This window comes from Bacillus sp. FSL R10-2780 (assembly GCF_038006125.1).
In the GTDB taxonomy this organism is placed as follows: Bacteria; Bacillota; Bacilli; order Bacillales; family Bacillaceae_G; genus Bacillus_A; species Bacillus_A cereus_U.
Window position 1 is genome coordinate 2,463,676 of the sequence record NZ_JBBOUQ010000001.1, and the last position, 14,448, is coordinate 2,478,123.

The window sequence follows — 14,448 nt, forward strand, 5'->3', positions numbered from 1 at the left end:
GCCGCCCTCCTAATCTAATTTTTCGATAGCTTCAACAACTTGTTTCATTTCTTCATACACATGCTCTTCTTCGCTGATTAGCTGTTTTAGCTTTGCAACAAGTCGCTGTCGCTCTTGAAACTTTTGAAGTAATACTAATTTATCTTCATATTCTTCAAGCATCGCTTCAGTCCGTTTAATGTTATCATACACGGCTTGGCGACTTACATCAAATTCTTCCGCAATTTCACCAAGAGATAAATCATCTAGATAATAAAGCGACATATAACTTCTTTGTTTTTGCGTTAACAACGATTGATAAAAATCAAATAAATAATTCATTCTCGTTGTTTTCTCGAGCATGTTGGATCATCCTTTGTTAAGTGATTTCCCTTTACATGATTTAGTTTACATGGAGTACAAAAGAGTGTCAAGTTTTTTTCTTAACATCACATATTTTTATAGAAAAAGAAGCGGAAATACCGCTTCTTTCACTTACACTTCTTCTGTTTCTACTAAGTTCGCAAACAAACCATAAACATATTGTTCTGGATCAAACTGCTGCAGATCATCCATTTGCTCTCCTAGCCCAACAAATTTCACCGGAACATCCATTTCGTTACGAATCGCTAAGACGATACCACCTTTAGCAGTTCCATCTAACTTCGTTAAAACAATACCAGTAACATTTGTTGCTTCACGGAATGTTTTCGCTTGGCTTAAGCCATTTTGTCCTGTTGTTGCATCAATAACTAGTAATACTTCATGAGGAGCCCCTGGTACTTCACGCTCAATTACGCGCTTCACTTTCTCTAACTCTTTCATTAAGTTTACTTTATTTTGTAAACGTCCTGCTGTATCACATAGTAATACATCCACTTTACGGGCCTTTGCCGCTTGTACAGCATCATACATAACCGCCGCTGGGTCAGATCCTGATCCTTGTTTAATTACTTCTACACCAACACGATCGCCCCATACTTCTAATTGTTCAATCGCCCCAGCACGGAATGTATCTCCTGCCGCCAATAGGACAGACTTACCTTCTGATTTAAATTTATGTGCAAGCTTACCAATCGTCGTCGTTTTCCCCACACCATTAACACCAACAAATAAAACTACCGTTAATTGATCCTCTTGTATATTAACTTCATTACTAAAGTCGCTGTCACCTTTGTAAATTCCCACTAGCTTTTCAGAAATAACAGCCTGTACTTCTTTCGGATCTTGAATGTTACGACGTTGCACTTCTTCTTTCAACTGATCAATTAATTCCATCACTGTCGAAACTCCGACATCCGCACTAATTAAAATTTCTTCTAATTCCTCAAAGAAATCTTCGTCTATTTTACGGTAACGGTACACTAAGTCATTTACTTTATCAGCAAATGAATTTCTCGTTTTTTCTAATCCTTGTTTAAACTTCTCTGTTACCGTATCCGTTTGTTTTGAAATTTTTTCTTTTAATTTTTTTAAAAAACTCATACTTCCCATCCTTCCTATCTACTTGCAACAAGTTCTTCGCCATCATCTAAACGAACAGAAACAAGCTTCGATACCCCTGATTCTTGCATTGTGACACCGTACAATACATCAGACTCTTCCATTGTACCTTTTCGGTGTGTAATTACAATAAACTGTGTTTCATCACTAAATTTCTTTAAATACTGCGCAAAACGAGCAACGTTTGCCTCATCAAGAGCTGCTTCTACTTCATCTAGTACACAGAATGGAACTGGGCGTACTTTTAAAATACCAAATAAGAGCGCAATTGCCGTTAAAGCACGCTCTCCCCCTGAAAGTAAACCTAAGTTTTGTAGTTTCTTTCCTGGTGGTTGCGCTACAATGTCAATACCAGTATTTAGTAAATCTTCTGGATTTGTCATTACTAAATCCGCTCTTCCACCTCCGAATAGTTCAGAGAATACATATTGAAACTCTGTTCGAATCCCTTCGAACGTAGTAGAAAAGCGTTTTTTCATCTCTTCATCCATTTCCATAATAAGTTGATGCAATGTCGATTTCGCTTCTTCTAGGTCATCTCTTTGCTCTAATAAGAATGTATGGCGCTCTGCTACACGTTCATATTCATCAATTGCCCCTAAATTTACTGCGCCTAACTCTTCGATGGATAGTTTAATTAGTTTCACCTTTTTACGTGCATCTTCTGCCGGCATCATCATTGTATACTTAAGTTTTGCTGCTTCAAATGAAATAGTATATGTTTCACGTAAATGTTGCAATCTATTTTCCAGCTCTACATCAAGTCGGTTAATTTTCACTTCTTGATCTTTCAGCATCTCAAGAATATATTTATGTTTACCTATTGTTTCTTTCGCACCGCGCTCTAAATGCTCGACTCTTTCTTGCAATGATACGCGTTGTTCACGACGAGAACGAATTAACTCCGAAGTTTGATTACGATCATACGCTTTCTTCTCAATCATATTCGTAATTTGTTCTTCGCCACTTGAATTAGATGTCATCTCTTGCTTTAAGAACGCTAAATCTTCCTTCGTTTTTACAAGCGTCGCATCAGTCTCTTCTTTTTCCTTCGTCAATCGTTCGACTTTTTCTTTTTGATTAGACAAACGTTGTTGTTGTTCAGCAGCTTGTACTTTTAGCTCCGTCATTTCCTTCTGAACTTTTTCTTTTGAAGAATGTTGTTCACTTTTTTGTTTCGTTAAAACGACGATTTTGCTATCTAATTCCCCAATCTCTGCTTGAAGAGTCGCTAAAATCTTTTCTAACTCTTCTTTACGCCCTTGCATTTTTACTTGATCTTGTAAAAATCCTTCAATCTCTAAATCGTAAATCGATAAACGATCATTAATACGATGTTCATCTAATTCTAAACGATTAATTTCTTCTCTTAGCTTCTGTTCATCTACACGTTCGGTCTCTACACCTTGGCGTAGCTCTCGTATTTGCACTTCTTTTTCTTGAATCTCTTGCTTTACTGCTTTAACAAAGTTTTCTAGCTTCGTTGTTTTTTCTTCCATGTCAGTTAGTTTTTTAGTCCACTCTTCAAGTTCACGTTGACGTCCCAATAAAGAGGATTTCGCCTGTTTTACAGCTCCACCCGTCATAGAACCACCCGGATTCACTACGTCACCTTCGAGTGTTACAATACGATAGCGGTATTGCAGTTGTTTCGCTAACTCATTTGCTCCGCGTAAATCTTTCGCAACAACAACAGTACCTAATAAACTGGAAACTACATTCTCATATTTATTATTGTACTGCACAAGTTCTGCCGCTACACCGACAAACGATGGATGCTGATTCACAATGCGTAATTGATCAAATGATAGCGATCGGCTTTTAATAACAGCTTGAGGTAAAAACGTTGCACGGCCATGTTTATTTTGCTTTAAAAATGCAATTGCATTACGAGCATGTTCTTCTGTTTGTACTACGATATGTTGCATCGCTGCCCCAAGGGCGATTTCCATTGCGATTTCATATTCTTTCGGCACAGTCAGAAGTTCTGCAACAGCTCCCTCAATACCTTGTAGCCTATTTTCTCTAGCCTTTAATACTTCACGTACCCCTTGATAGAAGCCAGAATAGTCCTCTTGCATCTCTTCTAACATTTCTTTCCGAGAGCGCGCCTGTTGCACAAATTGATACGCTTGATACAGTTTCGTTTCATTTTCACTATACTGTGACTTACATTTCCCAAGTGCCGTTTCTGTCTTCTGTATGTTAGAAATAATGCCAGCTATTTTCTCTCTCGCTTGCTCATAACTTTCTACAAGTTTCGCCTTTTTCGCTGTAATTCCCACACGCATCTGTACATACTTTTCATTTTCTTCATCAAGTCGTTCGTTTTTAGAGTTTTGCTGTTTTGATTGTTCTTCAATCATAGATAATTCATTACGAAGACTTGCTTGTTGATTTAAAAGTTCAATATAGTCACCTTTTAAATTCTCAATTTGTTCCTCTAAATTCTCAGCAAAAGTCGCAAGTAATTGCTCGTTATCATGCAATTTCTTCTCCAATTCTTTTACTTGATTCACAAATTGCATTAACGCTTCTGTACTTGTTTCAATTTCGTCATCATAACTTGTAGCTTTCTCTGTTAACTCAACAATTAGCTTTTCAAGCTGCGCACAATGCGTCGTTGCATTTTGCTTCCTTTCCTTTAACAGCTCGCGTTGCCCTTCTAGTTTTTCTAGTTCTTTACTAGACAGAAGGAGAACTTCTTGTAAGGAATTTACAGATTCATCAACGGCTTGTAATTGCCCGCGTAATTCCTCAAGCTCTTCTTCACTTTTTTGTAAGTTCGCCGACATTTTAGCTTCTTCATCTTTATTATGCCCAAATTGATTTCGAAGCGCTTCCCACTTTTCATGTAATTCTTCAATTTCATGTACAATAAGCGCAGCTTCTACTTTCTCTAATTCTTCTTTTTTCTCAAGATAATCTTTCGCAATAGAAGCTTGTCTTTCTAGTGGTTCTACTTGACTACTTAATTCGTGAATAATATCTTGTACACGATTTAAGTTTTCTTGTGTTTCCGCCAATTTCCCTTCAGCTTTCTTTTTACGAAGTTTGTATTTCAGCACACCCGCAGCTTCTTCAAATACACCACGACGTTCTTCTGATTTACTACTCAAAATCTCTTCGACTTTCCCCTGGCTAATAATTGAAAAAGCTTCTCTTCCCATACCAGAGTCCATAAATAAATCAATAATATCTTTCAATCTACAAGATTGTTTATTAATATAAAAATCACTATCACCCGAACGAGATACACGACGCGTTACACACACCTCGTTATATTCAATCGGTAAGCGTTGGTCTTCATTATTTAAAGTTAATGTAACTTCAGCAACATTAACCGCTCTTCTCGTATCACTGCCGGCAAAAATAATATCCTCCATCTTTGCACCGCGTAATGACTTTGCAGATTGTTCACCAAGTACCCAGCGAATTGCATCAGTAATATTACTTTTCCCGCTCCCGTTAGGTCCTACTACAGAAGTTACACCTGGAACAAAATCGACAGATACACGCTCAGCAAAAGATTTAAATCCTGCTATTTCTAATCTTTTTAAAAACACGAAAGGCCTTCCTCCTATTCTCCGTTGTTGTAAACGTTGTCTGTACGAAAACAAGCTACTATACGGATTTCCCACTCCTTTTATTTATAAATAAAAGGAAAGTTTCATTCTATGCATAAGGAATCCCCCTCATTCAAAGGGGGATTCCTTATGATTGTTCTTTTAATTTTTTCAATGCTTCTGCAGCAGCTTGTTGCTCTGCCTCTTTTTTTGACTTACCACTTCCAAGACCTAATGTCTCATTATTTAAAGTTACACGGGACACAAATTCTCGGTTGTGGGCCGGTCCTTTTTCTTGCAAAATTTGATACTCAACATTGCCACTACCATCACGCTGAATCAATTCTTGCAATTGACTCTTATAATCCATCACATGAGAAAAAGCACCTTCATTAATTTTTGGATATACAACTTCTTTTAAGTATCCCCAAACTGTTTCTAGCCCTTGATCAAGATAAAGGGCACCAATAAACGCTTCAAAGACATCCGCTAATAAAGCTGGTCGTTCACGTCCACCCGTCATTTCCTCACCTTTTCCTAATAAAACAAGGCTACCAAATGACATTTCGTTTGCAAAACGAACAAGAGATGGCTCACATACAATAGCTGCACGTAGTTTTGTTAACTCTCCTTCGCTCATTGTCGGATATTTTTGAAACAGATACTGTGATACAGTGAGTTCCAATACAGCATCGCCAAGAAATTCAAGACGCTCATTGTCCTCATGCGGTTTTTTTCGATGCTCATTCACATACGATGAATGCGTAAATGCTTGAATCAATAATTTTTCATCTGTAAACGTAATACCTATCTTTTCTTGAAATACTTTAAAAGCTTCACGATATTTTGTTTCGTATTTTTTTTCTCTATGTTTTCGGTACGGCATAGGTCCCTCCAGATATAAGCCGAGAAGCCCCGTTAAAAAACGGGACTTCACTTAAGCATTATAGATGACTCTCTATGTAAGTCACAGCATCGCCAACAGTAGCAATCTTTTCAGCATCTTCATCAGAAATTTCCATTTCGAATTCATCTTCTAATTGCATTACAAGTTCTACTACATCTAGGGAGTCTGCGCCCAAATCTTCTTTGAAGCTTGCAGCTGGTACTACTTCAGTTTCTTCTACTCCTAAACGATCAACGACAATTTTTGTTACACGCTCTAAAACATCTGCCATTTTATTCACCTCCCCTCAAATATTATATAAAATATTGTCCAAAAAAACTAGGTGAAATCGATTCTTTTATTACATTACCATACCGCCGTCAACATTTAACGTTTGACCTGTAACATATTTACTTTGATCAGAAGCGAAAAACGTTACAGTATTTGCGATATCTTGTGCTTCTCCAAACTGAGCCGCAGGAATTAATTTTAACATTTCTGCTTTTATATTTTCATCTAATACATCCGTCATATCAGTCGCAATAAACCCTGGAGCAATTGCATTTACAGTAATATTTCGGCTCGCTAATTCTTTTGCTGATGTTTTTGTTAATCCAATTACACCAGCTTTAGCAGCTACATAATTTGCTTGTCCTGGGTTTCCTGTTACACCAACAACAGAAGCGATATTAATAATACGTCCATGACGTTGACGCATCATATAGCGCGATACTGCTTTCGTACATAAGAAAACACCTTTTAAGTTTGTATTAATAACTGTATCCCATTCTTCTTCTTTCATACGCATTAATAAATTATCTTTTGTTACACCAGCGTTATTTACAAGAATATCAACTTGTCCAAACGTATCTACAGTTTGTTTCACCATACTTGTAACATCATCAGCATTTGCAACATCTGCTCTTACTGCAATGGCATCTGAACCTAATTTCTTTATTTCATCAACTACTTCATTCGCCTTTTGCTCATTACCAGCATAATTTACTACAACATTTGCCCCTTGTTTTGCTAAATCAATGGCAATCGCACGACCAATCCCACGTGAAGCACCAGTTACTAATGCTACTTTCCCTTTTAACATCAGCTTTCTCCTCTCAAATTTGAAATGGTATCTTTTAATGTCTCTTCATCATATATCGCATATGCTTTCACTGAAGAATCAATCGACTTCATAAGACCAGCAAGTACTTTTCCAGGTCCGATTTCAATGAATGTATCTACCCCTTGATTCACCATATACTCAATAGATGGGTACCATAATACAGGCGAATAGAGCTGTTCAATTAGCTTTTCTTGAATATCTGTACCACGTGTAATAACATCCGCCGTAACATTTGCAATAATAGGAATATTCGTGTCTTGAATTGTAATTTCATTTAAAACACTTTGGAATTTCTCAGCAGCTGGTTTCATAAGCGAGGAATGAAACGGTCCACTTACTTTGAGCGGGATTGCTCTTTTAGCGCCATTTTCTTTCGCTCTTTGAGAAGCAAGTTCTACTCCTTGCTTTGTTCCAGAAATAACAATTTGCTTCGTACTATTCATATTAGCAATTTGCACTGCGTATCCTTCACTTGTTACTTCTTCTGTAACTCGTTTCAGCATATCCGGATCCGCACCTAAAATAGCTGCCATTGCACCTTCCCCGCCTGGAACAGCTTCTTCCATATATTCCCCGCGTTTCCTTACAGCATATACAGCGTCTTCAAATGTTAATGCACCAGCAGCTACAAGAGCGCTATATTCACCCAAACTATGTCCTGCGACAAAATCAGGTGTAATATCATACTCCTTCAAAGCTGTTAAAATTGCAAAGCTCGTTGTTAATAGTGCCGGTTGCGCATTTGTCGTTAATGTTAACTTTTCCTGCGGTCCTTCAAAAATCACTTCTGAAAGAGAATCATGCAAAACCTCATCCGCTTTTGCAAACACTTTCGCAACCTCTTTATTATTCTCCGCTAACTGTCTACCCATTCCAACTGCCTGTGAACCTTGGCCCGGAAAAAGAAATGCTATTTTTCCCATTTCAAATCCTCCTCTTATTGAAGCGGCTCCTTCTCCATTACACTTGAAATTGTAGGAATTACTTCTTTCGCTACCATTTCTCTCGTTTGACGAATCGCACTAAATATCGATTGGTCATTAGAAGAACCGTGAGCCTTAATGACAGGAGCTTTCAATCCAAACAACGCCGCTCCTCCATACTCCGAATAATCCATTTTATCTTTCAATACCATAAGTTTTGGTTTTAATACCGCTGCTGCTAATTTGCTCGTAAACGAACTCATTAATTGTTCTTTTAACATAGAGAATAACGCAAGTGCTGTTCCTTCTAATGATTTTAGCGCTACATTACCCGTAAAACCATCACATACAACAACGTCTGCTACACCTTGCAATAAATCTCTTGATTCAACGTTTCCAACGAAATTAATTGGTGCATCCTTGAGCATAGCAAAGACCTGTTTTGAAAGCTCGTTTCCTTTACCATCCTCTGTTCCAACGTTTAAAAGTCCAACGCGTGGATTTTTAATTCCTCTTACCTTCTCTGCGTAAACAGAGCCCATTACTGCATATTGATATAAATGAATTGGTTTTGCATCAACGTTGGCTCCAACATCTAACATAACAAAACCTTCTCCATCAACAGTTGGCATTGTAGGTGATAAAGCTGGTCGTTCAATTCCTTCCATACGACCAATAACAAACAATCCAGCTGCCATCAAAGCTCCTGTACTACCTGCTGATATACAAGCATCCGCTACGCCGTCTTTTACTTGCTGCGCCGCTAGTACCATTGAAGCTTGTTTTTTTCGACGAACCGCTCTTACTGGTTCGTCTGTCGATTCAATTTTTTCGTCTGTATGAAGTATAGTAATTCGTTCTTCACTCGTTAAATATTGACGAATTCCCTCTTCTTTCCCTACTAACGTAATATGTAAATCTGAGTATTCCTTAATAGCTTTCATTGCTCCTAATACTACAGCCTTTGGTGCATGATCGCCGCCCATTGCATCTATTGCGATTTTCATAAGTTGTTACCTTCCTCACTATAATTACTAGATCGATACATTTCAAAAGTGCCTGTAAAAACAAGTTCTTCTCCTACAAAGCTACGCACTTTGACAACCGTCCGTCCTTTATCATTCTCTACATCTTCAACACGTGCTTTTGCAACAACACGCTCTCCTAATTTTACAGGACGAATATATCGAATGGTGGACTTTGCAGTTAAAGCTAATTCTTCATCAATAACCGCAACAGCTAGTGAGTTTGCTTGCGCAAACAAATGATGCCCACGAGCAATTTGATTTCTTTTAAATACATGTTCTACCTTTACTTCAAAGATAGAAATCGCATGTCTATCTAATTCTATATCGATAATTTCTCCGACAACCTCTTCTAACGGTAAAGATTTCACATCTTCTTCATGTTGTTTTGTAGCCACATGCTTAATTCGTTCTCTTAATTCAGGAATAGATAATTCCATACGATCAAGACGAACAGTTTGTATGCTCACTTGAAATTTTTCCGCTAAATCTTCATCCGTTATAAAAGGATTCGTTTCTATTGTTTGTTGTAATAATTCTTGTCTTTCTTTTTTACTTCTTCTTTTTTTCATACCGCACCATCCATTTTTTATGACTAGGTACTAAAAGTAGTATATAATCATTAAAAGTAGAATGCAACAAAAACTTTTGCAGACTACTTTTAATCGAGCTTCTCTCCCTGGAACACACCTGTCCCATTAAGATAAGTACGCAGCGAAGCATACTGATCATTATGCCAAAACGCTTCTGAATCAACTAGTATCGCCGCATCTTGTCTTGCTGTTTCTAACGCCCGATAATCATGCACCATATCAGCAACCTTAAATTCTGGCAGACCACTTTGCTTACTTCCAAAGAAATCCCCAGGACCTCGTAACTCTAAATCTTTTTCTGATAATACAAATCCATCATTTGTTTCAGTCATAATGCGCATTCTTTCTTTTCCCGTTTCTGATTTTGGGTCCGCAATTAATAAACAATATGATTGTTCACTACCACGCCCAACACGCCCCCTCAACTGATGGAGCTGTGATAAACCGAAACGTTCCGCATCATAAATAACCATAACAGTCGCATTTGGTACATTCACACCTACTTCAACAACTGTTGTCGACACAAGAATTTGCACTTTATTTTCACTAAACTGTCCCATTATCTCTTCTTTTTCTTGGGATGATAGTCTCCCATGCATTAATCCAACTTGGCATTTCCCTTGATAATGATGAGTCAGCATACTATGTAAGTCGATAGCATTTTGTACATCAAGCTTCTCAGACTCTTCAATAAGAGGGCAAATAACATATGCCTGTCTTCCTTTTTTTATCTCTTTCTCCACAAAGCCGAGAACACGATCTAACATATCATGTTTTGCCCAGTACGTTTCGATTACCTTTCTACCAGCTGGCATTTCATCGATAATAGAAACGTCCATCTCTCCAAATGCAGTGATAGCTAACGTACGCGGGATTGGGGTCGCCGTCATAAACAACACATCTGGACTTTCACCTTTCTCACGTAAAACCCGGCGCTGCGCCACACCAAATCGATGCTGTTCATCGGTAATAACGACACCTAACCTATGAAATATAACTTCGTCTTGAATTAAAGCGTGCGTCCCAACAAGGATATCTACCTCTCCTTGTTCTAATCTCGACAAAATTTCTCGACGTCTCGCACCTTTAACAGAACTTGTTAGCAATTCAACCTTCATACCGAAATGTGAAAACGTCTCCGCGAGCGACTGATAATGTTGTTCGGCTAAAATTTCTGTAGGAACCATCAAAGCACCTTGATAATGAGCCAATTTCGCCGCATAAAGAGCAATCGCAGCAACAACTGTTTTCCCAGAACCTACATCCCCTTGCAATAATCGATTCATTCGGTACGGAGATGTCATATCTTTCATTATTTCATCTACAACCCGGCGTTGTGCACCAGTTAACGGAAACGGAAGTGCATCAGTAAACTCTTGTAATTCTACTAATGAAATTTCTTTTTTCGTCCCTTTCGAGTTTTCCCTTTCCATTTTCCGTAATGTTTGCATTTTCAACTGAAACAAGAAAAACTCCTCATATACAAAACGGCGACGCGCTTGCTTTAAGTCTTCCTGTCCCACTGGAAAATGTAACCCTCTGAGCGCTTCATAGCGTGATAATAATTTATATCGACTTAACAAACCATCTGGTAACACTTCGACTATAGAATCTCCATACTCCTTAAATGCTTGTGCAACAAAACGGCGCATCTGTTTTACTGTCAGTTTTCCTTTCACTGAATATACAGGTTCTACTTCTTGTTGTCGTACAACCGGTCCAAAATTCAGTTCTGATACAGCAATTGTTTGGCGATGCTGATCCCATTTACCAGTAATCGTTACCGTTTCATCTAGATTTAACTTTTGTTTATAGTATGGTCTATTAAAACATACAGCTGTAATTAAATAACGACCGACGAGAACACGAACTGTAAGACGTGACTTCTTCTTCCCATAATATTGCAGTAAAGGAGCACTATGAACTTTCCCCTCAACTGTTACACGCTCGTCATGCTTTACTTCAGCAAGATCTTTCATCGCATAGTCTTCATAGCGGTACGGAAAATGTTCTAATAGATGAGAAACTGTATAAATTCCCATCTCGTGTAACAACTCAGATGTTTCTCCTCCGATTCCCTTTACATCCGTAACAGGAACTTGTACAACTTCATTCAAGATTCTCACGCTCCGTCACATTATTTTATTTGATTCATTCTATTGATTATCCATTAATATCATTGACATCTGTAATTGCTCTCTTTCACCTTATATATTCTATCATAGGCATTCTAAGAGAAACTACTCTAATCCCTCTGTATAAAGTGAAACTATAATCAGTGGGGGTTTTGTTCATCCCCCACTGATTATTAGCCTTCACCAATCGGGCGTTTACGGGCAGTTTATCTCCCACCTAACTTCTTTGCTCCAGCCGAATTTAGGGGTGGAAGTTTTACTGCCCACAAATAGCGGGATAAAACAAAGTTGTACAATACGTAAGAAAAGAGCCTCACTATTAGCAGCAAGGCTCTTTTCTATCATCAATATGCTAGCCTTTTGAATAAAAACTAGTAATAAATTTCATATCACTATTTCTTATCCATTAGCAAGTAAGTAACCCATTTATTTCCAAATCAAATCTTATCTTATTCTACAGAGAAGATGAAAGAATACACCGGTTGGTTCCCTGCATGTACTTCTACTTCTGCATCTTCAAAGTTCTCTTCTACAAATGCAACTAATTCAGCCACTTCTTCATCTGTTGCATCTTCACCTTGTAGGATCGTTACGATTTCAGAATCCTCATCAATTAGCGCTTCTAGTAATTGCTTTGCAGCTCCTACTTTCTCAGCATTTGTAGATACAATTTTCCCATCTGCAAGACACATGAAATCATCTTTTTGAATCGCTACACCGTCAATTTCCGTATCACGAACAGCATACGTAATCTGACCTGTTTTCACATGAGCTAAAGCTTCTTTCATGTTTTCTTCATTCTCTTCTAGCGTTCCAACTGGATTAAATGCTAACATTGCAGCCATACCTTGAGGAACTGTTTTTGAACGAATAACAATAACTTCTTGTTCTACAACTGACGCTGCTTGTTCTGCTGCCATCACGATATTCCCGTTATTTGGTAAGATGATGATTTTTTCAGCATTCGCCTCTTCAATCGCCTTCACAATATCCTCCGTACTCGGATTCATCGTTTGGCCACCTTCGATAACTTTCGTTGCGCCAATGCTCTCAAATAAAGTTTTAATACCCGATCCCATAGCTACAGTTACAATACCATACGGTTGTTTCTCTATTGGCTGATTCGTTTGTTCAGGCACCATGGTAGGTTCATCTAATAAAGCAGTATGCTGTTCACGCATATTTTCTACTTTGATCTTAATTAGACTACCGTAACGTTGTCCATAGTTCATAGGTTCTCCAGGATGTTCCGCATGAATATGAACCTTTACAACCTCATCATCCGATACAACAAGTAGTGAATCTCCGTACACACTAATATCTTCACGGAATTTTTGTTCAGAGAAATTATGTTCCTTCATTTTTTCAGGCTCTAATTTCACCATGAATTCCGTACAATATCCATACTTAATATCTTCTGTACTCAATTGGCTTTGTACACTACGGTGATGTTCTGCGCGTACCATGTCATTCATAGATGGTTGGGCAGGCATATTAGAAGAAATCGTTTCTCCTTTTAAGTCAGCTAAAAATCCTTCATACACAACAACAAGACCTTTACCACCGCTATCTACAACGCCAACTTGTTTTAATACAGGTAATAAATCTGGCGTACGATTTAACGATGCGTTTGCTTCTTTTACAACGTCTTCCATAAACAAAACAAAGTCGCGCTGTTTTTTCGCAACTGTCACTGCATATTTACCCGTTTCTCTTGCAACCGTTAAAATCGTTCCTTCAATTGGTTTCATAACCGCTTTGTAAGCTGCCTCTACTCCAGCTTCTAAAGCTGCAGCAAAATCAACTGTCGTTAATTCTTCTTTTTGTTCAATGGATTTAGAGAAACCACGGAATAACTGAGATAAAATAACCCCAGAGTTACCACGAGCCCCCATTAATAATCCTTTGGCTAAACTTACGCCGACTTTACCAGCATGCTGTGAAAGATTTGCTTTCACTTCACGTGCGCCTGAAGTCATTGATAAGTTCATGTTTGTACCGGTATCGCCATCTGGAACTGGAAATACGTTTAATGCATCAACAAGCTGAACATTATTTGTTAAATTATTGGCTCCTTGAATGATCATTTGTGATAAACGTTTTCCATCAATTTTTTGAATTGACACAGATTTTCCTCCTTAATGCACATTACAAGTTTATTACTTTAACTCCTTGTACGTAGATGTTTACAGAATCTACTGCTAGTCCTACAGTTTGATCTAATGTATATTTCACTTTAGTCTGCACGTTATGTGCTACTTCTGAAATTTTCGTACCATAGCTCACAATAATATACATATCAATATGTACTTCATCTTCATCTTTACGAACAATAACGCCTCTAGTGAAGTTTTCTTTTCGTAAAATGTCTGTTAATCCATCTTTTAACTGATTTTTTGATGCCATACCTACGATACCGTAGCAATCTACTGCGGCACCTCCAGCAATTGTTGCAATTACATCTGTACTAATATCAATTTGACCGTACTTCGTTTTAATTTCAATTGACATCTCGTTTCCCCCTTCATAAATGGTGAAAGTGAGCTAGACTACTTTAGTTACTATCATATAATCTTTTCAAAGAAAATTCCATCGTTCTTTCTTTTTCACTCTCATATTTTATGTTTTAAATTACATTTTTTTATGATGAGCAAAATAGTCCATTGTTATTATACAACATGTACCACTATAATATGTCAAGCAATTTTTCTTGAT

The 14,448-nt window shown here is 37.8% G+C and carries 12 protein-coding genes; all 12 read right to left on the reverse strand.

Going from position 1 to position 14,448, the window contains the following annotated elements:
* Nucleotides 1–9: 9 nt before the first annotated feature.
* The gene (locus tag NSQ47_RS12740) at nucleotides 10–342 is read right to left on the reverse strand and encodes a putative DNA-binding protein (RefSeq protein WP_002160734.1); all 333 of its coding nucleotides are present in this window, start codon (nucleotides 340–342) and stop codon (nucleotides 10–12) included.
* A gap of 132 nt (nucleotides 343–474) precedes the next feature.
* Nucleotides 475–1,464 carry a signal recognition particle-docking protein FtsY gene (gene ftsY, locus NSQ47_RS12745; protein ID WP_002160733.1) on the reverse strand — a complete coding sequence of 330 codons (990 nt, stop codon included), beginning with the start codon at nucleotides 1,462–1,464 and terminating at the stop codon, nucleotides 475–477.
* A 14-nt stretch (nucleotides 1,465–1,478) separates the two neighbouring features.
* Nucleotides 1,479–5,048, reverse strand: coding sequence for a chromosome segregation protein SMC (smc, locus tag NSQ47_RS12750; protein WP_002160732.1), 3,570 nt, complete (start codon nucleotides 5,046–5,048; stop codon nucleotides 1,479–1,481).
* A 148-nt stretch (nucleotides 5,049–5,196) separates the two neighbouring features.
* The gene (rncS, locus tag NSQ47_RS12755; protein WP_341037090.1) at nucleotides 5,197–5,934 is read right to left on the reverse strand and encodes a ribonuclease III; all 738 of its coding nucleotides are present in this window, start codon (nucleotides 5,932–5,934) and stop codon (nucleotides 5,197–5,199) included.
* A gap of 58 nt (nucleotides 5,935–5,992) precedes the next feature.
* Complete coding sequence (gene acpP / locus NSQ47_RS12760; RefSeq protein WP_002014515.1) at nucleotides 5,993–6,226, reverse strand: acyl carrier protein; 234 nt, start codon at nucleotides 6,224–6,226, stop codon at nucleotides 5,993–5,995.
* Nucleotides 6,227–6,295: 69 nt separating this feature from the next.
* Entirely contained in the window at nucleotides 6,296–7,036 is a 741-nt protein-coding gene (gene fabG, locus NSQ47_RS12765; RefSeq protein WP_016106004.1) for a 3-oxoacyl-[acyl-carrier-protein] reductase, read from the reverse strand.
* Entirely contained in the window at nucleotides 7,036–7,980 is a 945-nt protein-coding gene (fabD, locus tag NSQ47_RS12770; protein WP_002160730.1) for an ACP S-malonyltransferase, read from the reverse strand. Before fabD ends, fabG begins: the two co-directional genes overlap by 1 nt.
* A gap of 14 nt (nucleotides 7,981–7,994) precedes the next feature.
* On the reverse strand, nucleotides 7,995–8,987 hold the full coding sequence (gene plsX, locus NSQ47_RS12775) for a phosphate acyltransferase PlsX (RefSeq protein ID WP_002160729.1): 993 nt from the start codon (nucleotides 8,985–8,987) through the stop codon (nucleotides 7,995–7,997).
* A complete protein-coding gene (gene fapR / locus NSQ47_RS12780) occupies nucleotides 8,984–9,577 on the reverse strand; it encodes a transcription factor FapR (RefSeq protein ID WP_000747352.1) in 594 nt (197 codons plus the stop codon). Before fapR ends, plsX begins: the two co-directional genes overlap by 4 nt.
* Before the next feature lie 89 nt (nucleotides 9,578–9,666).
* Nucleotides 9,667–11,715, reverse strand: a complete 2,049-nt coding sequence (gene recG / locus NSQ47_RS12785; protein WP_341037092.1) for an ATP-dependent DNA helicase RecG — start codon at nucleotides 11,713–11,715, stop codon at nucleotides 9,667–9,669.
* A gap of 467 nt (nucleotides 11,716–12,182) precedes the next feature.
* On the reverse strand, nucleotides 12,183–13,859 hold the full coding sequence (locus NSQ47_RS12790) for a DAK2 domain-containing protein (protein ID WP_002160728.1): 1,677 nt from the start codon (nucleotides 13,857–13,859) through the stop codon (nucleotides 12,183–12,185).
* A gap of 22 nt (nucleotides 13,860–13,881) precedes the next feature.
* Nucleotides 13,882–14,244: an Asp23/Gls24 family envelope stress response protein gene (locus NSQ47_RS12795; RefSeq protein ID WP_000021109.1), complete on the reverse strand. Its 363-nt coding sequence runs from the start codon at nucleotides 14,242–14,244 to the stop codon at nucleotides 13,882–13,884.
* Nucleotides 14,245–14,448 lie beyond the last annotated feature (204 nt).

Excerpts from the sequence above, each read along its gene's own strand:
- NSQ47_RS12740 (WP_002160734.1), bottom strand. The coding sequence starts at position 342 with ATGCTCGAGAAAACAACGAGAATGAATTATTTATTTGATTTTTATCAA.
- ftsY (WP_002160733.1), bottom strand. The coding sequence starts at position 1,464 with ATGAGTTTTTTAAAAAAATTAAAAGAAAAAATTTCAAAACAAACGGAT.
- rncS (WP_341037090.1), bottom strand. The coding sequence starts at position 5,934 with ATGCCGTACCGAAAACATAGAGAAAAAAAATACGAAACAAAATATCGT.
- acpP (WP_002014515.1), bottom strand. The coding sequence starts at position 6,226 with ATGGCAGATGTTTTAGAGCGTGTAACAAAAATTGTCGTTGATCGTTTA.
- fabG (WP_016106004.1), bottom strand. The coding sequence starts at position 7,036 with ATGTTAAAAGGGAAAGTAGCATTAGTAACTGGTGCTTCACGTGGGATT.
- fabD (WP_002160730.1), bottom strand. The coding sequence starts at position 7,980 with ATGGGAAAAATAGCATTTCTTTTTCCGGGCCAAGGTTCACAGGCAGTT.
- plsX (WP_002160729.1), bottom strand. The coding sequence starts at position 8,987 with ATGAAAATCGCAATAGATGCAATGGGCGGCGATCATGCACCAAAGGCT.
- fapR (WP_000747352.1), bottom strand. The coding sequence starts at position 9,577 with ATGAAAAAAAGAAGAAGTAAAAAAGAAAGACAAGAATTATTACAACAA.
- NSQ47_RS12795 (WP_000021109.1), bottom strand. The coding sequence starts at position 14,244 with ATGTCAATTGAAATTAAAACGAAGTACGGTCAAATTGATATTAGTACA.